13 protein-coding genes are annotated in these 23014 nt (G+C 59.8%); all 13 read right to left on the bottom strand.

Features of this window, described 5'->3' with window-relative positions:
• Window positions 1–86: 86 nt before the first annotated feature.
• The 13 genes from AB5Y48_RS09225 to AB5Y48_RS09165 all read right to left on the bottom strand — a co-directional run bounded on the left by AB5Y48_RS09225 (window position 87) and on the right by AB5Y48_RS09165 (window position 22967).
• Entirely contained in the window at window positions 87–512 is a 426-nt protein-coding gene (locus tag AB5Y48_RS09225) for an HIT domain-containing protein (RefSeq protein WP_368164266.1), read from the bottom strand.
• Window positions 513–569: 57 nt separating this feature from the next.
• The gene (locus AB5Y48_RS09220; protein WP_136613045.1) at window positions 570–1163 is read right to left on the bottom strand and encodes a DUF2057 family protein; all 594 of its coding nucleotides are present in this window, start codon (window positions 1161–1163) and stop codon (window positions 570–572) included.
• Between the two features lie 90 nt (window positions 1164–1253).
• Window positions 1254–2189, bottom strand: a complete 936-nt coding sequence (locus AB5Y48_RS09215) for an ABC transporter permease (protein WP_368164265.1) — start codon at window positions 2187–2189, stop codon at window positions 1254–1256.
• Window positions 2190–2191: 2 nt separating this feature from the next.
• Window positions 2192–3166, bottom strand: coding sequence for an ABC transporter permease (locus tag AB5Y48_RS09210; RefSeq protein WP_368164264.1), 975 nt, complete (start codon window positions 3164–3166; stop codon window positions 2192–2194).
• A 91-nt stretch (window positions 3167–3257) separates the two neighbouring features.
• Window positions 3258–4814, bottom strand: a complete 1557-nt coding sequence (locus AB5Y48_RS09205) for an ABC transporter substrate-binding protein (RefSeq protein WP_060588218.1) — start codon at window positions 4812–4814, stop codon at window positions 3258–3260.
• Between the two features lie 27 nt (window positions 4815–4841).
• The gene (locus tag AB5Y48_RS09200; RefSeq protein WP_136613044.1) at window positions 4842–6566 is read right to left on the bottom strand and encodes an ABC transporter ATP-binding protein; all 1725 of its coding nucleotides are present in this window, start codon (window positions 6564–6566) and stop codon (window positions 4842–4844) included.
• A 487-nt stretch (window positions 6567–7053) separates the two neighbouring features.
• Window positions 7054–7536, bottom strand: coding sequence for a phosphatidylglycerophosphatase A (locus AB5Y48_RS09195; protein ID WP_050665831.1), 483 nt, complete (start codon window positions 7534–7536; stop codon window positions 7054–7056).
• Window positions 7533–8492, bottom strand: a complete 960-nt coding sequence (thiL, locus tag AB5Y48_RS09190) for a thiamine-phosphate kinase (RefSeq protein WP_050665832.1) — start codon at window positions 8490–8492, stop codon at window positions 7533–7535. Before thiL ends, AB5Y48_RS09195 begins: the two co-directional genes overlap by 4 nt.
• Window positions 8493–8546: 54 nt before the next feature.
• Window positions 8547–8960, bottom strand: coding sequence for a transcription antitermination factor NusB (gene nusB / locus AB5Y48_RS09185; RefSeq protein WP_050665833.1), 414 nt, complete (start codon window positions 8958–8960; stop codon window positions 8547–8549).
• Between the two features lie 14 nt (window positions 8961–8974).
• Window positions 8975–9445, bottom strand: a complete 471-nt coding sequence (gene ribE / locus AB5Y48_RS09180; RefSeq protein WP_050665834.1) for a 6,7-dimethyl-8-ribityllumazine synthase — start codon at window positions 9443–9445, stop codon at window positions 8975–8977.
• A 419-nt stretch (window positions 9446–9864) separates the two neighbouring features.
• Window positions 9865–10812 (bottom strand): transposase, encoded by a 948-nt coding sequence (locus AB5Y48_RS09175; protein ID WP_368164263.1) that lies wholly within the window; start codon window positions 10810–10812, stop codon window positions 9865–9867.
• A 24-nt stretch (window positions 10813–10836) separates the two neighbouring features.
• Window positions 10837–11109 (bottom strand): transposase, encoded by a 273-nt coding sequence (locus AB5Y48_RS09170; RefSeq protein WP_368164262.1) that lies wholly within the window; start codon window positions 11107–11109, stop codon window positions 10837–10839.
• Window positions 11110–11579: 470 nt separating this feature from the next.
• Window positions 11580–22967: a DUF637 domain-containing protein gene (locus AB5Y48_RS09165; RefSeq protein ID WP_368164261.1), complete on the bottom strand. Its 11388-nt coding sequence runs from the start codon at window positions 22965–22967 to the stop codon at window positions 11580–11582.
• Between the last annotated feature and the right edge of the window lie 47 nt (window positions 22968–23014).

Below are 23014 nucleotides of genomic sequence, written 5' to 3'. Positions count from 1 at the left end.
ACTATCTATACCATAGTCCCGCTTTGCCCGGAGCGAGATCATGGACAGGCCGAGATCTGGCTCCCAGTTGAGGCCTGCATCACCAATCAGGCCGATACGAACCCCTCTACCCCCACCAGGCGGTGTTGCCAGAGGGCCACCTGCTTCTCGAGTCCGGCCTCCTCATAGGGTTGCGCCGGCTTGGCCCCCCAGATGGGGCCCGGCCAGGCGGCGTCGCCGGTGAAACGAGCCACATGGTGCAGGTGCAGCTGGGGCACCAGGTTACCGAGAGCGCCGATATTGATCTTGTCCGGCTGCAGGCTCGCCTCCATCAGGGCGGCAACGGCACAGGACTCACGCATCAGCTGCTGGCGGTCGGACTCAGCCAGATGGTGGATCTCGCGCAAGTTATCGATGCGCGGCACCAGGATGAGCCAGGGGTAGTTGCTATCGCGCGACAGCAACACGCGGCAGAGGGGAAGATCGCCCAGTACCCGGGTGTCGGCGGCGAGGCGGGGATGCAGTTCAAACATGGAGAGGACTCCGGTGGACACAAGACTGCGCCCACCATACTGCAAGGGAGGAGGAACTCAAAGCTGATTGGCGGCCCAGCCGATAAAGCGGCGCTTGAGGGCAGGATCGGCGCCGAGGAAGAGGCGCTGCAACTCGGCCTCCAGGGTGTCGGCAGGCGCCGTGGCAGACACGACGCCGGCGGCGGCCCAAGCGGCCTTGCCGGTGCCGCGGTTGTAGTCGGCCAGCTTGCCACTCCAGTCCACCCCGATCTGCAGGCCGCTCACGGCCAGCTCGTCTTGTACCAGGTTCACCGGCTGGCCAGCGCCGTCGTGCAGGGTCAGCACCGGGTGCTCGGCAAAGCGCGCCTTGTCGCCCCGTTCATCCGGCAATCCCGTCAGTTGCAGGCTGGTGTTGCTCGCCTCGAAGCGCAGCACCTGGGGACGGGAGCGGTAGTGGCGATCACTCTCGCTCGAGCTGCGGCTCTCCTCTACGCCGTCATACTGCAGCAGAAGCTGATTGACACCGTCAGGCAGGGTCACGCTCTGCCCCTGCGCGTGGCCTTGAGCGGAGCCAAGCAGTACCAGGTCGTCAGGAAGAGTGAGGCGCACTTCGGCCTGCGCGGGGGCGGCGCAGAGGGCGGTGAGGCAGAGTGCGGCCAGGGAACGTTTCATGGTGACATCCTTCTGTCATGGGGCTGGCAGGCACCTTATCCCTTCAAGATGACAGAAAGATAACAGGGCCCGCAGGCCCTGTTGGAAGGATTATCCCTTGTAGATCTTGGGGTTGAACACGTCTCGCAACCAGTCACCGAGCAGGTTGATGACCAGCACCAGCAGCACCAGACAGATGCCCGGAAAGGCGGTGATCCACCAGGAGCCGGAGAAGATGTAGTTAAAGCCCACGCTGATCAGCGACCCCAGCGACGGCTGGTCCACCGGCATACCAAGGCCCAGGAAGGAGAGGGCCGCCTCGCTCATGATGGCGTTGGCCACCTGCACGGTCGAGATCACCAGGATCGGCGACAGACAGTTGGGCAGGATGTGGCGAAACATGATGCGCGGGGCACGAAAGCCCATCACCTTGGCCGCCTCCACATACTCCTTCTTCTTCTCGGCCAGTACCGAGGCGCGCACGGTACGGGCGTACTGGGGCCACTCGGCCACGCCGATGATCACCACCAGCATCAGGATGGCGTACTGAGAGAAGAAATCAGAGCCAAAGGCCGCCTGGAAGATGGCCGAGACGATGATGGCCACCATCATGGTGGAGAAGGAGAGCTGGACATCGGCGAAGCGCATCAACAGGTTGTCGATGCGACCGCCGAAGTAACCGGCCATGAGTCCGATCACCACCCCCAGGGTCATCTGCAGACCCACGGCAAACAGGCCTATGGTGAGCGAGATACGCGAGCCATAGAGGATGGTGCTCCAGATGTCACGCCCCTGGTTATCAGTACCGAGCCAGAAGCGGGGATCGCCCCCCTCCAGCCAGGAGGGCGGGATCTCGGCATCCATCAGATCGAAGCTGGTCTGATCGTACACATTGTGCGGCGCTATCCAGGGGGCCAGCAGGGCGGCCACCACATAGACCAGAAACACCACGAAGCTGAACATCGCCACCTTGTCACACAGGAAGTAGTAGACGATGTCGGAGTTTTTGAAGCGGGCCCAGCGGCTCGCGGTCACGGCGTGAGTCATGCTTACCCCTTGGCTGTCAGGTTAACGGTCGGGTTGATGAGACCATAGAGGAGGTCCACCAGGGTGTTGGTCACCACGAAGATGAGCCCGACGAAGATGACGTAGGCGGTGATAAGCGGAGTATCAACCCGGTGGATCGCCTCGAGAAACAGAAACCCCGTTCCCGGCCACTGGAACACGCTCTCGGTCAGTATGGTGTAGGCCACCATGGTGCCGATCTGTACGCCACCGACGGTAATGACCGGCAGCATGGTGTTCTTGAGCGCATGGCGATAGTAGACCTGGTTGTCATCGAGCCCCTTGGCCCGGGCAAATTTCACATACTCGGAGGAGAGCTGCTCGAGCATCTCTGAGCGCACCAGCCGGATAAACAGGGGCAGCATGATGGAGGAGAGGGCCACACTCGGCAGGATCAGGTGCAAGATACCGTCCAGAGTGAAGAAGCCCGACTCCCATCCCAGCACGTTGGCGGTCTCGCCGCGACCATAGGCCGGCAGCCAGCCCAGGTGGATGGAGAAGAGGTACATCAACATGATGGCGGTGAGGAACACAGGGATAGAGATGCCGATGCTGCTCACCCCCATGATGATCTTGGTCAGTATGCTGCGCGGGCGAATGGCGGAATAGACCCCGAGCGGAATCGAGACGAAGACGATGATGAGAGAAGCCCCGAAGACCAGCTCCAGGGTCGCTACCAGCTTGTCGAGGATCACCTCGAGGGCCGGTCGCTTGAAGAAGTAGGAGGTGCCGAGATCCCCGTGAATGGCCCCCTTGAGGAAGCGGGCATATTTCACCAGGAAGGGATCGTTGAGTCCCATCTGATCGCGCAGGATCTGGCGCTGCGCCTCGGACACCGACTGCCCCACCAGCTCGCGCAGGGGGTCACCCAGGTTGTCCTGAATTGAGAAGGCCACCAGGCTGATGACGAACATCACTATGATCGCCTGGTAGAGCCGCTTGAGCAGAAATGTAAACATGCTGGTCCTTCTACGTGGCCTGCTTTATGGGTGCAGGCTTTCCATCAAGGCGGGGGCTCGCGCCCCCGCCGGGTCCTTGGTGGCAGACGCCTTACTGCTTGATGACCAGATCCCCGAAGTAGGGGAAGTTCATCACGTTGACCACCGGCTTGATGTCGGCACTCTTCTTGGCCCCATAGGCGAGGTTTTCCCAGTGCAGGGGCACGAAGGGAGCATCCTCGGCCAGGATCGCCTCGACCTTCTGCAACATGGCGGCACGCTTGGCCGGATCGGTCTCGGCGTTGGCCTCGGTCACCAGCTTGTCAGCCTCGGCGTTGGCATAGCCGGAGCAGTTGTATTGACCCATGCCGGTCTTGGCGTCCTTGCTGAAGGTGAGGAACTCGAAGAAGTTGGCGCTGTCCTCGGTGTCGGAGTGCCAGCCAATCACCTGCATGTCGGCGGCGCACTTGTCAAACTCCGGCCAGTACTGGGCTACCGGCATGGTCTTCAGATCTACCTTGATGTTGATCTTGGAGAGCATGGCGGAGACGGCCTGAGCAATCTTCACATCGTTCACGTAACGACCGGCCGGGGAGATAAAGGAGAGCTTGAGCCCCTTCTCGTAACCCGCTTCCTTCATCAGCGCCTTGGCCTTGGCCAGATCGTAACGGGGGGTCAGTGCCTCGTTATAACCGGCGTAGCCCTTCGGGCTCAACTGCCCTGCCGGGGTACCGAAACCCTTGTTGATCTTCTCGACGATACCCACCTGGTTGATGGCGTAGTCGATGGCCTGGCGTACGCGCTTGTCTTTCAGGGCCGGGTTGGTGTTCTGGTTCAGCTCGATGATGATGGCGCGGGTACCGGAGAGGGTCACCAGCTGGGTGCTTGCCCCCTTCTCGACGCGGTCCAGATCGTTCGGGGCGACCGGGTAGATGACGTCCACATCGCCACCCAGCAGGGCGGCCACGCGGGTCGCGTCTTCCTTGATCGGCACCAGGGTCAGGTTTTCGACGTTACCCTTGGAGGCTTTGTCCCAGTAGTTGGGGTTGCGGGCGTAGTCGAGCTTGACCCCCTGCTCGCGGAACTTGACGGTGAACGGACCGGTACCGGAGACGTTGGTGGAGGCAAACGACGCACCATTTTTCACGATCTCGGCCTTGTCCTTACCATCCTCGGTCTTGCCGGTGTAGAACTTGGAGTCCATCGGGAAGATATAGGTGACGGTCTGCAGGATCAGCGGATAGGGGTTCACGGTCACCAGATCGACGGTGTAGTCGTCGACCTTCTTGGCCTCGGCGATGGGATCGAAGATCGCCTTGAAGTCCGGGGAGGCCTTCAGACGGTTGACGGTCCACACCACGTCATCGGCGGTAAAGTCGTTGCCGGAGTGGAACTTGACGCCCTTGCGCAGGTGGAAGCGGACGGTCTTGTCGTCGATGCGCTCGTACTTCTCGGCCAGGCGCGGCTCGAATTGCAGATCTTGCGTCCAGCGCATCAGGGGATCGAACACCAGGTGAGACATCTCCAGGGTCTGGCCGGAGAGCTGCTCCTGGGGATCCAGCGAGGTCGGGTCGGAGGCCACGGCCACCTTGATATCGGCGGCAGAGACATTGAAGGCCAGGCCAGCGGCCAGCAGCGCCATTGCAACCTTGGACATTCCTTTCTTCATCTTGTTCTCCATGCGTATCTCTTTGTTTTAGCTTGCGATTTCCAGCCCCTCGCGGGACATTCCCTTGAACTCCGGCATCAACGAGATCAGCTTGCGGCTGTACTCATGCTCGGCATTGGTAAACAGCTTCTCGGTCTCGGCCACCTCGACCAGATGACCGTGTTTCATCACCCCGATGCGGTCACACATCTGGCGGATGACCGGCAGGTCGTGGCTGATAAACAGCATGGTGAGCCCCAACTCCTGCTGCAGATCCTTGAGCAGGTTGAGGATCTGGGCCTGCACCGACACATCCAGCGCCGAGGTCGGCTCGTCGCAGATGAGGAAACGAGGACGGGTAGCCAGGGCACGGGCAATCGAGATGCGCTGGCGCTGGCCGCCGGAAAATTCATGGGGATACTTGACTCCGGCCCCGCGGCCGAGCCCCACGTGATCGAGCAGGTCCCCGACGATCTGCTCTATCTGTCGCTCGCTCTGGGCGAGGCGGTGGAAGCGGATCGGCTCGGCGATGATGTCACGCACCTTCATGCGCGGGTTCATCGACGAATAGGGATTCTGGAACACCATCTGCATCTGGCGACGCAGGGGACGGCGCTCATGCTCACCCTTGAGGGCGGTGAGATCGACCCCCTCAAACACTATCTTGCCGCTGTCGGGCGGATAGAGGCCTGTGATGGCGCGGGCTATGGTGGACTTGCCGGAGCCCGACTCCCCCACCAAACCGAAGGTCTCCCCTTCGAAGATCTCGAAGCTGATGTCGCTGCACGCCTGCACATACTGGCGACGACTCGGGAACAGGGAGTCTTTGGTGACAAACTTGAGATCCACATGCTCGACCCGCAACAGGGCCCCCTCATAGGGGCGCTCATCCTGGCTTTGGCCTAGCCAGTGGGTCTTGAGATCGATGCTGGTGTCGGGGGCACTGGCATCCTCGATGTAGGAGACCAGCGGGAAGCGCACCAGCTTGACATCCGAGCGCGGCACCGCCGAGATGAGGCTGCGGGTATAGGGGTGCTCGGGGGCGCCCAGCACCTGCTCTGTGGTGCCAAACTCCACCAGATCACCGCGATACATCACCACCACCTTGTCGGTGACGTTGGAGACCACCCCCATGTCGTGGGTGACCAGCATGCAGCCCACCTGACGCTCCTTGCACAGGGTGCGAATGAGCTGGAGGATCTGATCCTGGATAGAGACGTCCAGCGCCGTGGTCGGCTCGTCGGCGATGATGAGCTCGGGGTCGCACGACAGGGCGATGGCGATCACCACCCGCTGGCGCATGCCGCCGGAAAACTGGTGCGGATACTGCTTGATGCGCAGCTCCGGACTTGGGATCCCCACCGCCTGCATCAGCTCAAGGGCCTTGTCGAAGGCCTGCTGACGGGTTAGCTCGGTGTTGGCGAGTATGGTCTCGACCAGCTGCCGCTCTACCGTGAACAGGGGGTTCAGGGAGGTCATGGGATCCTGAAAGATGAAGCCGATACGCGAGCCACGGATGGCGCGCATCGCTCCCTGGCCAAGGCCAGAGATGAGCTCTCCATTGAGATAGATATCCCCCCGGGCGATGCGCCCCGGTGGACTCAACAGATCGATGATGGCATTGCCTATGGTGGATTTGCCGGCGCCGGACTCACCGACTACACCGACGATCTCCCCCTTCTCAATGGAGAAAGAGAGATCCTTTACCGCGGCGTGCACCCCGTAGCGGGAGGGGTACTCGATCCGCAGGTTCTTTACTTCGAGCAAGGACATGGTTACCTCTGCGGGGGACATCCGTCCCAAACAAATTCGTCCATAAACAGTCCGCAGATGCCGGATTGGTCTCGAGCCTCGGCAGGCTCACTCCGTGAGACAGGCAAACCAGCGATCCGCGCGGGTTTTTTGCATTTTTTTGGAATAACCCGCCTGTAACCTAAACTGTTTACCCCCCCGTGTAAATGATGGATTTATACAATTCCGTCACCTCGGCATCGACCGAAAGAGTGTAAACAGATAAAAAATCACAACATAAGCAGAAAAACAGCTATAAATCCCACACAATCATGCTCGAGCAGAAATCACTAATAAACAAGAGCACAACAAGCAGAGTGTTTCTCTTTTTTGATGAAAGGATTCTTACGAAGCTTTGTAGTGAATTTTTATTCACAAAGCCTTCTGCTTGGCATAGAGCACCAGTGATTAACAATTAATCAGAAAAAAATAGGGGACGCCATGGCGTCCCCTTCTGCCGGATGACCCCTCATCCCCACCAGTGGGCCAATAATTGCATACAGATCAGGGCGAAGAGGCCGGCAATGAGATCATCGAGCATGATGCCGAACCCACCGTGGATGCGGCGATCAAACCAGGAGATGGGCCAGGGTTTGATCACATCGAAGAGGCGAAACAGGGCGAACCCGGCCACCACCCAGGCCCAGCCGGCCGGGGCGGCTATCATGGTAACCCCGAAACCGATGATCTCGTCCCAGACGATCCCCCCGTGATCGGCCATGCCGATGGCATCGGTCGCCACCTGACAGATATGGATGCCGGCCACAAAGCCCACGACCAGCAGGGCGATAAACCAGGGGGTAGGCAGGCCGCTCACCAACAGATAGAGGGGGACGGCGACCAGGGTCCCCATGGTTCCCGGGGCCTTGGGGGAGAGGCCGGAGCCAAACCCCACCGCCAGCAGGTGGAGGGGGTTGGCAAGGTTAAGACGTTTCAGCTCGGGTTTGATCATGCGAAGTGGTCCCACCCCTTGAGGGTCAGGCTGACCGGCTTGTCGGCCAGCAACCACTCGATTCCCGGCTCACCGGCCAGAATGCGACCGATACGGGTGAACTTGACCCCGCTATGGGCCAGGGCGGTATCGAGCACGCCGCGATGCTCTTCGGGCACGGTGAAGAGGAGTTCGTAGTCGTCGCCGCCGGCCAGGGCCAGCTGCCACGCCTGCTCGGGGGAGACCGCATCCTGCAGCACCGGCGACAGGGGCAAGGCGTCCAGATCGATCTGGGCGCGCACACCGGAGGCGCGCAGCACGTGCCCCAGATCCGACGCCAGTCCGTCGGAGAGATCGAGGGCCGCGTTGGCGATGCCGCGCAGGGCCTGACCCGCCAGGATGCGGGGATGAGGGTGATCGAGGCGGGGCAGCACGGCCGCCAGCTGGTTTTCGTTCAGGGTACGTCTGGCCAGCAGGTGGCTCAGGGCCAGGGCGGCGTCACCGAGCGTCCCGGTCACATAGATGCCGTCACCGGCCTTGGCGCCGCTGCGCAGCAGGGCCTTGCCGCTGGGCACAGTTCCCTTGACAGAAACCGTGATGGAGAGTGGGCCACGGGTCATGTCACCCCCGACCAGGGCCACGTTGTAGTACTCGGCGAGCTCCAGAAATCCTTCGGCAAAGCCGGCGACCCAGGGCTCGTTGATGGCGGGCAGGGTCAACGCCAGGGAGACCCAGCGGGGCTCGGCGCCCATGGCGGCGAGATCCGAGAGGTTCACCGCCAGCGCCTTGTAGCCGAGATCCACCGGGTCCATCTCGGGCAGGAAGTGTACCCCGCTCACCAGGGTATCGGTGCTCACCGCCAGCTGGGTATCGGGAGGCAGGGTCAGCAGGGCACAATCATCCCCCGGCCCCAACACTACATCCTTGCGGTGGTGGGCCACCTTGAAGTACTTGTCGATCAGCTCGAATTCACCCATGCAATAAAAAGCCAGCTTGCGCTGGCTCCTCTCTTATTCGGTTTTGGGCCGCGCTTACTGCTTACCCAGGGATTTGACGACCTTGTCCAGCACACCGTTGACAAACTTGTGGCTGTCTTCGGCGGCGAAGGCCTTGGCCAGCTCGATCGCCTCGTTGATGGCCACACGGGGCGGCACATCATCACGACGGGTCAGCTCGTAGGTAGCCAGGCGCAGGATCGCCTTGTCCACCAGATCCACCTCTTCCAGCGGACGGGAGAGGAAGGGCGAGAAGACCTTGTCCAGATCGTTGCAATACAGCGAAACGCCAAACAGCAGATCGCGGAAGTAGGCGAGATCCACGCCCTTGGTCTCCTGCTCGACCTTGAACTGCTCCTCGATATCGCCCACGTTATCCTTGGTCATCTGCCATTGATAGATGGCCTGGATGGCGAAATGGCGGGCTTTGCGGCGCTCAGACGGTTTCAATCTCTCTCTCCTCGTTACACGTCCAGTTGCTTCAGGACGTTGATCATTTCGAGCGCACTCAGTGCAGCCTCTGCACCCTTGTTACCCGCCTTGGTACCGGCGCGCTCGATGGCTTGTTCGATATTTTCTGTGGTCAGCACGCCAAAGGCGACGGGGATCTCGTACTCCATCATCACCTGGGCCATGCCCTTGCTGTTTTCATTGGCGACCAGATCGAAGTGGTAAGTACCACCCCGGATCACGGTACCCAGCGCCACAACGGCATTGTACTGGCCGCTCTTGGCCAGCTTCTTGACCGCCAGCGGGATCTCGACAGCACCCGGTACCTTGACCAGGGTGATGTTGTGATCGGCGATCTGGCCCTGACGCTTGAGCACATCAAGGGCGCCTTCTACCAGGCTGTCATTGATGAAGCTGTTGAAACGAGCCACGACGATGGCGACACGCGCCTCGGGGGCGGCAATATTCCCTTCGATAACCTTCATGGGCAGTCCTGTGATAGAGGCCTTGAGTCAAAGTGGGGCACATTCTAGCACAAAGGGTCAGGGACCAAAACCGGCATAACGACTTGCCCGTCTCCCGCCCCAACGTCCCTTCTTGCCGGCAGCGACGCCGCCTCCAGCACAAGGGAGCTCCGAACGCACCTTCTGATGCAAATATGCCCTCTCTTTATCTTGGGACATCCACCTTGAAAATATCTTGGGACATCCACCTTTTTGTATAAGAGACAAACAATCCATCACTGCGGCTCTTGGGGTCTCTAAGAATCTAACGACTGGCTGCTGAGCAGAGGATCGGCGATCACCATATAGCCGCTGTGGATGCGTAATCCACACGATGGCAATAGCAGCGGGTCATGCAGGAGACGCATGGATGATACGGTGGTATCCAGATGCACAAATAATCAGGTGGCGGGCTGATGACACCGTCGCTGGCCGCAGTGGTGGGCGTAACGCTCTCGCGCCACGCCGTGACCGATGGCCCGGATGCCGCTTCGCTTAAACAGCCTAACCTGCTTGAGCCAGTCCTCAGCGTCGAGTTGCAGGCGCTCCAGTATGGGGGAAAGCGCCTCAGGGATATGGCCCCGCTTGTCATCACGGATGGCCCGCCCCGTCCAGTCAACCAGCGCCAGATAGTCGCTGAAGGTATAGGGGAGTGACTCGTGTTCATCCTGCTTGGCAAACGGCAGCAGCAGGGGTGGCAACTCGGTGGTCTGGGCCCTTCCCAGACGCTGGCTGATGCTGGTGTAGTCACTCTCCTCGGGTCGGTCGGCGAGTTTGGCGCGAATGGGGTTGAGCTCCACATAGGCCATACAGGCGAGCAGCGCCGACTCGGTCAGCAGGGCCTGACTCTTGAAGCGCCCCTCCCAGAAGTGACCCTTGCAGCTGTCTTCCTGATTAGCTTGGCGAGCCAGCCCTTCGTTGAGCAGGCGCGCAAACCAGCTGATGGAGTAGAGCCTCCTGCGCCACTCCTCTATCAGCCCCTGCACCACCAAGAGCTCTGGCTCAATCAGGGCATCCCCCTGATACCAGCGCCGTACCAGCAGCGGCCACTGAAACAGCCCGGCCCAGCGCTCGGCCACCTCTCGCTCGCTCCAGCCTTGCGCCTGCTCGGCATCCACTTTCAGCACCAGGTGGTAGTGGTTGCTCATCACCGCGTAGGCGCAGATGCCGATGGCAAAGAGCTGCGACAGCTGACCCAGCCGGTCAACCACCCACTGACGGCGATGCTCGTAACTCTGGCCCGAGTGGGCATCTTCCCCACACAGAAAGGCCCGCCGCACGCAGCGGCTGACCACGTGGTAGTAAGGCGTATCCTGCAGGCTGATCTGACGTGAACGGGCGATGGTCATGGAAAGTTCCTCGGCAGTGATGCTTCAAGTCCAGCAGAGCGCTACGCCTCTGTCAAAATGGTGGGTGTCCCCAGAATCTTTGTCAAAATGGTGGGTGTCCCAGTTTCCTTCCGGCGTCCCCTTGGTAGATGCGCCAGCCCGCTCCGAGCGTAGCTGACGAACCCAGTACTCCAGGGCCGATTTACTGACCCCCATCGCGTCGCATGCGGAACGAAAAGAGTATCCCTGATCGAGCACGAGCTGTGCACATTCGAGTCTGAACTGAGGGGTAAAAGTACGTCGTTTTGGTTGGGTCATGATGCCACCTGTCAGTGTATGAGGTGAGAGTATCACCTCTAATCAGGTGGCCAAATTCACTATGCCACTACACTCGGCAGTGATGCCTCAAGCCAAGCAGACCACTACGCCCCTGTCAAAATGGTGGGTGTCCCGGAATTTCCTTCCGGAATTTCCCTATCGCTTAAGCCAAGCAGACCGCTACGCTCCCGTCAAAATGGTGGGTGTCCCAGAATTTAATCAACAACGCCCCTAACAACGCCATGAAGATTTAATCTTCTTAATGAGAAATGTAATAATGGCATACAAGGTTATAGACGTACCACAAATAACACCAAAGGCAATAGCTCGCTCGATTTGCTCCATAGGGAAAGAAAATGAACCATGTAAAAAATAAAAGGCAGCAGAAATGGAAAAACCAACAAACAATAACAACAACACACAAAAAAAACAGGAGTAGAGATACAAATAAACAAACCTACAAACAGCCCTCATTGTTTATCACCTTTCTTATCAAATGCTTCGCTCGCTTTCACCTTGAAATAATCAGATGAGAACTCCGATGTTACACCACTAACAAAGTCATAAACAACCGAGGGGAGCTGATTATCACCTAGAAGCTCACCTGCTCCTGCGGGTGCATATTTACCAAACAACCCTCCAGCTAGCGCCCCTCCACCAGCTCCACCAACTTTACCGGGATCAGCCCCATCAACTATAAATGCAGCCCCCATACTAATGCCTACATTCTGCCATATACCACGACCTGGTGATAATGCGCCTGTAACAACTGCACTAGCAGTACCCCAATAATCCCATGTTTTATTCTCATTTCCAGGGAGGCTCATATCAAACCATTGATATGCACCATTAGCCAAAGTGTTTATAGTCGCACTTGTTGCAACAACCTCAAACGGAACAGACGGCCATAAAATTATACCACTTGCTACTAGTGCACTAGCCTTAGCTGTCTCTATTTTTGCTTGCTTATCGGCCTCATCAATAATAGGTGCTATATCTTGGGATATTTGCTCCAATATTGCTTCAGCAGAAAGATACTTAAGATGTTCTAGAGTGTTAAATCGATATACATCCTCCGCCCGCTCAGCCCCGGTATCAAACTGGCTTTGATCGCCTGTCACCGCCACCGCAGCCAAGCCGCCCAGTACCTTGTTAAAGGCGACCTGATGCTCGGTGTCTGAGAAGACTTGGCTGCTCCAGTTGCTCGCCAGCTCCGACATGGCACCACCGGCCGCTCCCGCCGCAAACTTGCCGCCAGTGATCTCGGCAATGGCACCGCTGGTCACCCCATGGGCAGCGATTTTCCCTGCCTCTGCCAACGGGCTGTTGGCAGTATCATATTTAATGCCTTGATCCCCTATCCAGTTGGCGGTGGACTTACCCACCTCTCCCTGAATATTGGCCAGCAGGCTGGCTTTAAAGGTGTCGGCGAAGTTGGAGCCATTGATGGTGGTATCGATCCCCGCCGTTACCGCCGCATGACTGGTTACCCGGTTAAAGGTATCCCAGGAGAACAGATTGGAGGCCGCAGGCTGGCTGGCTGCATTGCTGGCGGCTGGTGCCGCACTCGCCCACCCCATCGCATTATCCAGTCCTTGCAAAGCCCCCGCACTGGCCACCGAGGTCGCCAACTGCTTGACACTGGCACTGCTGCCCATCTCTTTGAGTACGGCGCCCAGATTGCCGCCATTGTTAATGGTGGAGATAGTTGCCTGGCTAACCAGGGTGCTGAACGCTGCATTGGCCATGGCAGCCGAAGCTGTCCCGGCAATAGATGCAGTCGTAACCCCTTGAGCTGCAGCCAGTGCAGCAGCACCTGCGCCTGCCGTTGCCACCGCCAGAGCAATGGCAATAATTGAGGAAGCAATTGGACTCAGACTTTGCTGGCTATAGTTCCACTGCTCATAAGCCTCTTGCACTGCCTCCATCTTCACGCCTGGCATACTGCGAACCTGCCCCACCCAGGCCATGCCGGGTTGCGCCACCAGGGTATCCAGCCGCGCCTGCAGGCTTTCTCCCTCCTTCTGCCCCACTTGCAACAGCACACCCTGACCCGCATTGATATTGATATCTGCACCGTCCAGCTGGTTTTGGCGCTCGGTGGTACTGTTGGTACCATTGCCGGACATCTTGACCATGACACCGCTCTTCTTCTCATCCTTGCGGTAGAAATGCTCATCGGTGGCCGTCAACAACTTCAACATTCCATCCGTTTCAAGACTCAGGGTCTCTCCGGCCTTGATGGCGCTGCCTTTGAGGGCCATGTCCCCCTGACTGGCCAAGCTCACGTTGCCACCGGCAGTGATGGTCGTCCCCTGCGCCGTCACATCCTTCTGCTCTATTTCGGTAGATTTCGACTTCAGGAAGCCTTTGCTCTTGCTCTGCTCGAAGTGATAGACCTCGTTGTCTGCTGTCAGTAACTGCAGTTCACCACCGGCCAGCAACGCAGCATTCCCTTTCGCATCCAGTGTACTGGCCTGAGCCAACAAGTTGTTGCCCGCTTCAAGCATCAGATTGTTGCCACTGAGTTCGACGCCCTGCTGGGTAGTGGTGCGATCGATGATGTGTTTGTTGCCACGACGAATATCATCGCTGCTTTGATTGGCTTCACTGGCCAAGAGCAGGTTATTGCCCGCCAGCAGGTTGATATCCCCCTTCCCCTCGACACGGGATGCGCTGAGCGCCAGGTCTTGGCCCGCCTGGATAGCAACACGACCGCCAGCATTCAGTTCACTCATCAGCTGCTCAACCCGGGCGAAGCGGCTGTTGCCCTCCTCCCACTTGCGACGATCTTCGACACTGCCGATGTTGATGTCCCGCCCCGCCGACAGCGACATGTCGAGTCCGGCCAGCAGCTGGCTGGCCGAGAGGGAGATATCCTGCCCGGCCTGCAGCAGCAGGTTGCCCGCCGACTCGATGCGGGCAATCTCACCCACGTCGGTGCGACTGAAACGGGTCTGCTCGGTCAACTCATTCGACAGCACACCGTTGACATCCACGTGACGCTGCGCCGTCTGGGTTTCGTTGCGTACCGACCCCTCCAGAGAGGCGATGGCGACCTCACCCCCCTTGATCAGGTTCTGGTTGAGGATATCGCCCCTGGCAAGCAGCTCGAGCCGCCCACCGGCCTGGATCTGCCCCTGGTTGACCAGGGTGCTGCCACTCTTGAGCGACAGGGTACCGTCGGCCAGCAGGGTGCCACTGTTGTTGATGCCGCCGGCGGTGAGATCGATGTTGGCGGCGGTGATGACGCTGCCGGAGAGGTGGCGTTTGTCGACTTCGGTCAGGTAGAGCTTGGGCGCCAGCACGATCTTGCCCTGATACCAGACCGGCTCCCACCAGACCATGCTGCGGCCCAGTTGCGCCACCTGAGCGGACGTCAAGGCAACCCCGGGGCTGAGCCCCAGCTCGCGCTGGTTTTTGGCCGCATTGTCGATAAGGGCGCGCATCTGGGCAAGATCGGACCCCATCTCCCCGTTGATAAAGCGCCGCCCGGTCTGGGCCAACACCGCATCCCGGATGACCCGAGTATCGAAGGCGGCATCACCCAGTAGCTTGATATCTTTCTCCGGGGTAAAGCCAACTTGCGCGAAGAAGTAGTTGGAGCCGAGGAACTGGTTGACCTGGGTCAGGGTAGGGCTGGTCTCAATCTGCGGCTGGGTCGCCAGCGCAGGAATGACTTGCTGCCCCGTCTGTACCGCCCCCGGCCCGGTTACCGCCACGGCCGCAACCACGGGGGAGTGCCAACCCGGTTGCAGACTCTGTTGCCACTGACCCGATGTGGCAACATGACCACTGTTTGACGGTATCATACCGCTTAACGACCGCAACTCAGGGGCATTTCCCCCGCTGCTTGCACGGCTCGGCAGCGCCCAATCAGTGCCATGACCAGCCACCTGGGCAATGCCGCCATTACCCGAAACCGCATCGAAGGAGAGTTGTCCCGCGCCCTGCAACTGCTGCCGGAGCGCCGCATCGATACGCTCCAGCATGCCGTTGCCAGCCTGACCCAAATTGGCCAGCAGGGGGTTTACTTCGATCAGATAGGGGCTGTCGCTCTTGCCGGTGACGGTAAAGAGCCCCTTGTCGCCGCTGGGCAACTGGAAGTCAGGCAACGGCACCCCGTTGTCGGGGCCGACCGGTTTTAGCTGCTGGGAAAGGTATTGGGCATCCCCCTGCAGGCCGGGGGCGGTACCCGCACCCTGTGCTTGCGGCAAGGAGATGGAGGGACGCTGGGTGGTGGTGCTGACCGGGCCGGCATGGGCTTTGATGGTGACGTTATCAACTTGACTGATAAATGATCCATTAATATTTCGTCCAGCAGATAAATCCCCTTGAAGCACACTCGCATTATCATATCGAGTTACCAAGTCTTGCAATTCCAATCGATAACCATAACGAGCACCATCAGGGCGATTCCCTGCGTAGGAGTATTTTGCTTCAGTAATTGAATCCCCCAACTGATAGGCTTTATTAGTTAGAGCATTACCGTACATGTTAAGATCCAGTCCGGCACTGATGATGGAGGCATCATTGACAATCCGACCAACATTCAGCGTAACATTTTCCTTACTCACTATTACGGCCTGCCCCCCTCCTATTGAGGGCATAGTTAATCGCTTGTGCTCTATCATTTTAAGCTGAGGTGCTGTCGCATTGTCTGCATAGACTGGAGAGTAGAGCATTCGGCACCCTCCCCCATTCTTCCCACTACCACAATATCGTTCTTCGTCAATACGAATGGGGAGCACATCTACGTATAGAGGGATGTTATCGGTATGAACAAGGCTTTCCTCATGAAGAGTAAAACCATTACGCTCATTTATAATCTCCTGTGATTCAACTGTAAGGTTTTGGCCACTTTCTATGTGACCAGAACGATTTAATAATGATGCAGCCTTAAGCCCATCTGACAAGCCTCTGATATGAAAATCACCATCTGACAATATGATACCATAATTATTTTCCAGACCATCACTGACACCTAGCAGCATATTCCAATGAGAATAAATGGTTCCGGAGTTATAAACCCCCTTAGAGTTGATATGTTGCTCACCCAGGCTGGCTATCATTCCGTTATTTAGCAAGCCCCCTTTGATATCTAAATTTTGTGTACTACCAGCCTGCACGCTGCCGCTGTTCTCCAGCCGCTGGGCATTCAGCTGCATGACGCCGTTGCTCACCAGAGCGCCGAGGTTATTGAGCTGACCCGTGGTGGTGGCGGTAAAGCGCGAGCCTGCTCCCCACTGCCCCTGATGTTGCCAGTCCCCCTGCACTCGCAGATCGAGCGCCCCCTTGGCGCTCAGCGTGCCCTGGCTGGTCAGCGATGAGCCGACACTGAGGGCCAGATCGCCGCCGGAGAGCCACTCGCCGAGGGCGCTGACCCGGCCTGCCTCTATGCTGCCCTTCTGCCCCGCCAGGATCTTGCCCGGGGCCCGGATATCGGCACTCTTGAGGGTCAGTTGCTGGCCGAAGAGGGTGCCACTGTTGTGCAGCAGCGCCAGGGGCGAAGCCGCCAGCCAGTTGGCGCTGACCAGGCCCAGGTTTTCGAGCTGGTTGCCGCTTAGCTGAAGCTGCCCCGCCGACGAGATCTCGCCCCGGTTGGCCAGGGTGGTGGCAGTGAGGCTGCCCACGGTTTGGGCACGCAGCACGGCCCCTTGTGCGTTATCCAGTCGTTGGGTGGTGAGGGTCAGACTCCCCCCCTGCAACCGTCCGCTGTTGCCGAGTGTGTCGCTGGTGAGGGAGAGGCTATTTGCCAGCACCGTGCCCCGGTTATCGAGCCGGGTCGAGCCGATGACCAGCTCGCCCCCCTGCAGGGTACCCCGGTTATCGAGGTGGACACCGGCCACTGTCCCCTTGCCCGCCACCAGCATGATGCCGTCGTTTTGCAGCGCGCCGTGACTTTGCAAAGCACCCGCCTCGATGCGACCCTGCTGGGCAATCCGGGCGGCATTGAGGGTGAGCTCGCCGCCGCTCAACAGGTTGCCGAGCTGGGTCAGGAGCGAGGTGGCGCTCAGGCTGATATGACCCTTCGAGGCCAGCGTTCCCTTGAGGGTGAGGGAGGGCGCCGAGAGGAGGATCCCCCCGTCGGCCTGCAGGGTACCATCTAGGGTGGTGCTCTCACCCAGCGCCGCCTTCAGCACGCCCTGGGTACGCGTCTTGCCGCCTGCCAGCCAACTGGCGCTCTGCAACTGGAGATCGCCTCCCGCCAGCAGATCGCCCTGCTGTGCGAGCCGGGTACCCTTGAGCGCCATGCCACGGCCCGACTGCCACAGCCCCTGCTGACTCAGGGTGCTGCCGCTCACGGAGAGGGCGCCGCCCGCCACCAACTCACTGCCGGCCTGGCTGGCCAGTGCACCGAGACTGGTGAGGGAGAGATCGCCGCCGGTGACCAGCGAGCCACCCAGCGTCATGGTATCGGCCTGAATGTTCGCACCACCGCGAATACGCCATGGGCCGGCCAGTTGCAGCTGGCCAGTGCGCAGTTCGAGAGGTCCCCCGCTGCTGACGCCACCACTTCCCTGCCAGCTGGCACTGCGCAGCACAATCTGGTTGCCTTGCAGTTGGCCATGGTGCTGCACCGCAGCGCGAGCATTGACCGTCAGATCGCCACGGCTGGTCAGTTTGCCGCGGCTGGTCAATGTGCCGGAGTCCAGCAACACCCGCTCCCCTTGCAGGTCACCGTCCAGGGTGACGGACTCGCCCTGCAGGGTGAGCGCGCCATTGGTCACCGCATTGCCACTGTGCGCCAAATTTGCACCTTGCCAGCTCAGATCTCCCGCCGATGACAGCGTCCCCTGGCTGGTCAAGGTGCCCGCATGGAGTTGTAACTGGCCATTGCTGGCCGTGGTGCTACCACTGCCCAGCGTGGCTTCATTGGTGTTCAGAACAAGGTCTTTATTGGCCAGCAGCTTGCCGCTGCTGCTCAACTGGGGGGCGTTGATGGTAAGGCCTGCACCGGCAAGCAACGCTCCGCTGTTATCCAGTGCATCCAGTGTCAATGTCTGACCCAGGCCGCTGACCCACTGACCGCTGTTGAGCAGCCGGTTGGCCGTCAAGGTGATGCCCTGGTCCGATTGCCAGTGGCCGCGGTTAGTCAGGGTGCCTGTCTTCAGGTTCAGTGCGCCCTTGCTGACCAGCGCCCCCCCGTTGTCGATGTGGGCTGCCGTCAGCGTTATCGCTTGCGCCGACACCTTGCCATCGTTGTGCAGGGTATCGGTCACTTGCAGTGCCAACTGGCCACCACTGGCCAGCACGCCCTGCTGCGACAACCGGGTGGCGTTGATACCCTGTGTCTGGCCCGCCACTACGCTGCCTTTCAGGGCCATCTCTGCGGCGGTCAGCTGCTGCCCCTCTTTGGCCAGCAGTTGACTCTGCTGACCGGTCGTGAGGGTAGTCGCCGTCACCTGTTGGTGGTCCCCTTTGAGGGTCCCACCCAACGTCACTTGTTCACCACTCAAGGTGGCATCTCGCGCGGCCACCGTGCCCGACATCAGCAGCGTCTTGCCGCGCCACTGCAGTTGGTCGGCGGCCAGGGTGCCAGCCAGCGTCGCCTGCTCCGCCGTCACAACCAGTTCACCGTCGGCCTGGGTCAGGCCATTTAACGTCAGGAGTGAGGCCCCCAACTGCATGGAACCGTTGCTCAGCATGTCACCCTGGGAGTCCAGGGTCCCCGCCGTCAGGTTTATCCCCTCCTTGCCAACCAGTACGTTGCGGTTGTCCAGACGGGTGACCGCCTTCATGGTCAGTTGACGAGTACCCACATCCCCGCTGTTGAACAAGGTGTCGCCCGTGAGCGTGGCACGCCCTGCCAACAGCGCGCCCAGATTGCGCCACTGCGCCCCCTGCCAGTTAAGCTCACCACCGCTCTCCATCCGGCCCCGGTTTTCAAGCTCATCCAGGGTGAAGTCGAGGCCTGCAGCCCGCAAGGTACCGCTATTGACCAGCTTGTGGCCTTTCACCTGCAAGGCGCCGTCACCGACCCACTGTCCCTGCTGTTCGAACTCGTCAACCGCCAGAGTCTGCTCACCCTTGCCAAGCCAGCTTCCCTGCTGCACCACGCGTTTGCCGGTCAGGCTCAGCGCCCCCCCGACAATCAGGGTTGCGCCCTGCTCGTTATGCCACTCTCCCACCTGCAGATTGGCGGCCTGTTCGCTGGCAAGACGGCCCTTGTTGGTAAGCTCATCAGCCTGCACTTGCCACTGACCGGCCTGCCAGTCACCAGCCAATGTCAGTTGTTTACCGGTGCTTTGCAGCAACCCGCCAACCCGCCAGGCCCCGGCCAGCTGCTGAGTATCCCCCTTCAGCGTCAGAGCACCACCAATATTTCCGTTACCGGCCAGGGCCAGCAGATTGGCGCCCAGTTGAACCTGCCCCTGACTGGTCAAACGCCCGGTCAGGGTAGCCTCTTCGGCCTGAAGGGTGATGCCTTGTTTGCCCTGAAGCAAGCCGCCGCTTTGCAGTGCCTTGCTCTTGAGGGAGAGAGTCTTGCCCGCCAAATTACCCCGGTTAATGAGCCGCTCCGTGGCACTGAGTTGGTGCTCACCACCGGCAATCGCCGTCCCCTCGTTCTCGAGCATACGGCTAGTCAGCGTGAGAGCATCGCCTGCCTGCAACCAGCCCTGATTGCTCAACTCATCGCTCTGCCAGCTGAAGTGCTGCGCGATCAGATGCTGACCACGGCTTACCCCCGCCAGGCTGTGCAACTTTGCGCTGTTTGCCTGAGTGGAACCGCCCAGTTGCAGTGTCTTGGCATCGATACTCAGCTCCCGGGCTACATTCATGGCCCCCTGTTGCCGGTACCCATTTGCCACCACCGCCATATTGCCTTTGGCCGCCACATCCCCGGCCAGGAGAATGTCATCGCCAGTCAGGTTTATCGCACCACCGGCTTGCAGCAGGCCATCGCCATCCTGAGTCAGGTTGTGGCCACGCCAAGTCAGTGCATCGTCGGTCGTCAATGTCCCGCGCTGCTGCCAGTTCATGGCACCGATATCCGCCTGGCGCGCCAACAGCTTGCCACCGCTGGCAAGCGCTCTGGTCTCGAGGGTGAGCGCTTGCCCTACCTCAAGATCACCGCCCATATCCGCCTGCTCTGCCTGCAAGTGCAGGTTGCCCCCGACACGCTGGGAGCCTGAGAGCGTCAGCAAGGTCGCCCCCAGAGCCAGATCTGAACCGGTGCGCAGCTCTCCCCCCAATTGCAGGGTGTCGGCCTTCACCCGAGCGGAAGTCTTGCTTTCCAACGCCCCAGTCAGGGTGAGACGAGATCCCGTCACTGTCATCTCATTGGCAAACAGGCCACCCGTGCTGTTCAGCTCTGCAAAGGTGAGCGCCAGATTGCCGGCCGTCACGGCCGTGCCATTGTGGGTCAGATGCTCCCCGAACACATTCAGGTTTTGACCGGCCTGTAGCCAGCCATTGCTATCGAGCTGCTTGCTGTGCCAGTTCAGCGTATCGCTGGCCAAGATGCGCCCACGCTGGGTTGCTCGCTCGCTGTTCAGGGCTATCTCGCGTCCTTGCACTTGTCCAGCCAGCGCCAACTCCTCGGCTTTCATCGTCAGCGTCTGGCCACTGACAAGCTGGCCGCTCTGAGTGACCCGCTTGCCCTTGATGGCCACCTCTTGGCCCGCACCAACCGTACCACCCAGAACCAGCTGGTCGCCGCTCAGACTCACGCTCTGGTTGGCCAGCAGCTCACTTGCACTTCCCGTCACAAGGTGTTGCCCTTCCCATGCAATACCTTCTCGACTGTGCAGCTTGCCCTCGCTTGTCACCAGATTCGCCCTCAGCACCAGCGATTGAACCTTCAGCAGGCCATCGAAATGCGCTGTTTCGGCCATGACCCTGGCTTGCCCCCCCACCAGGCTCTGGCCACTTAATTGCAGCAGCCGGCTGCCCAATTGCAGTTCGCCATCGGTCAGTTGCTGGCCGGTGAGCACCAATTCATCGCCTCCGAGCGCCAGTCTGGAGACACCGAGCAGTGTGCCACTGCTACGCAACTGGCGACCGTCCAACGTTGCCACCCGACTGGCGATGCGCCCCTCGTTTTCGAGGGTGTCGACCTGCACGGTGAGGCTGTCTCCTCCCGCCAGGGAGCCCTGATTCAACACGGTATCGCCCTTGAGGGTCAGCTGGTTGTCCCCCTGCAGGGTGCCGCTGTTGGCCAGTCGGCTGCCTTGCCAGTTCAGGGTCTGCCCTGCCTGTACTTCACCCCGGTTGGTGAGTGCGTCGGCTTGCAACTGCACCTCACGGCCCTTCGCCTTACCGGCCACAGTCAGTTCAGAGGTGTTGATATTGAGTGACGGGGCATCCACCTCGCCGGCCAGGCTAATCTGCGGCGCCTGCAGCCGAATACTCTTGCCTGCCTCGCTTTTGCCTTGTGCATCTTGCTCCCAACGCGAGCCCGCCCGTAATGTCAGACTGTCAACCGCGCTTAGCTGGCCGGCGTTATGACCCCGCTCACCCAGCGCCACCGCCATTGTCTGCCCGCTCTTTAAGGAGCCCTGGTTATCCAGGGTCTTCGCATCAATGGTCAGGCTCTGTGCCGCCAGGGTCGCGCCCTGATGGCGTACATCACCGGCGGTCAGTTGTACCCGGTCACCCTGAATATCGCCCGCCTGGCGCAACTGTCCGGCCTGCAACGTTATGTCAGAAGCGATCATCGCCGACTGGGAGTCCAGGCTGGAAGCACTGGCTGTGATGGACTCTCCTTGCAACGCATCATCCCGCAAGACCAGAGCATCGCTCGCCTTGAGGGCCAACTTGCCACCACTACTGACCTTGCTCTGCTGCAATTGCTGTGAGCGAGCAGTCAGGGTGACATCACCGGTAGCAGCGACATTCGTATCCTGCGCCGTCAACTGGCCAGACGCCGCCAGATGTACAGCGCCACCACTTTGGATAGCCCCGGTGACGGCCAGATCATCCTTGCTGTTGACGGTTAGACGGCTGGCACTGGAGCTGTCACGTAACCGGACCTTACCACTTGCGTCCAGGGTCAGATCGCCCTGACTTGCGACCACGTTGGCGAGGTTGACCCCCACCCCCTGCTCCGAGGAGACCAGACGGATCTTGCCTGCATACATGCCACCGAGGGCGGCTGTATCGATGGCCACCTCAGGTGTCGGGCCAGTGCCCTCCTGCGGCCTCACCTCACCGCTGTGCCGATCGATTCGGTTGGCACCGGCAACCAGATTGATCTCTTTGCCGTGAAGTGCCCCATTGATGCGTACTGCTCGGGCCATCAAATCGACCGACGCTTGCCGGCTGGTATCCAGTCCCTTGCCACCGACCGTCAGAGTCCCCCGCTTGACATCGAATGCCTGCAACTGCCCCTGGGCATCCAATACGGGTTTTCCGGTGGAGAGGGTGACATTGGGGGTGTTGATGAAACCACAGCCATCACAGGTGAGGCCATTGGGGTTGGCCACCACCACCCCGGCCTGTTGACCGGCGACCTCCAGATAACCTTGAAGTTGGGAAGGGTTGGCCCCCACCACTTCGTTGATGATGAGGTTGGCTGCCTGGCCATTGAGATGGGGGTTGTTTTGAATAAGCCCACCCAACTGAGTCGGGGTGAGCTGGCCGGTGGCATTGTTGAGAATGACGCCCGCCTGACCAACGTTGAAGTCTTGGTAAAGGTTGTGGGACAACCCGGCTCCATTAGGAGTCGCAATATCGACGATCGGAACCCCGTTCCCCGCCTGATTGAGGGTGGTATTGCCCGTTGCGACAGCAATGCCTTGTGCAAAAGCCGGATGAGTCGGCTGCAGGGCCATCATCAGACAGAGTTGGTAGACCACTGCCCGGCACACCAGAGAAAAACGGGGTTCACCCTGCTTCATTGCTTTCGCATCCATTCCTACCACCTTCACCAATCCGCTCATGTTTGTTATCACTCACAACC

It is taken from the genome of Aeromonas sp. R6-2 (genome assembly GCF_040908155.1).
Taxonomy (GTDB): domain Bacteria; phylum Pseudomonadota; class Gammaproteobacteria; order Enterobacterales; family Aeromonadaceae; genus Aeromonas; species Aeromonas schubertii.
Note: the sequence above shows the minus strand (reverse complement) of the source record. Positions and strands in the feature narration are given on the sequence as shown.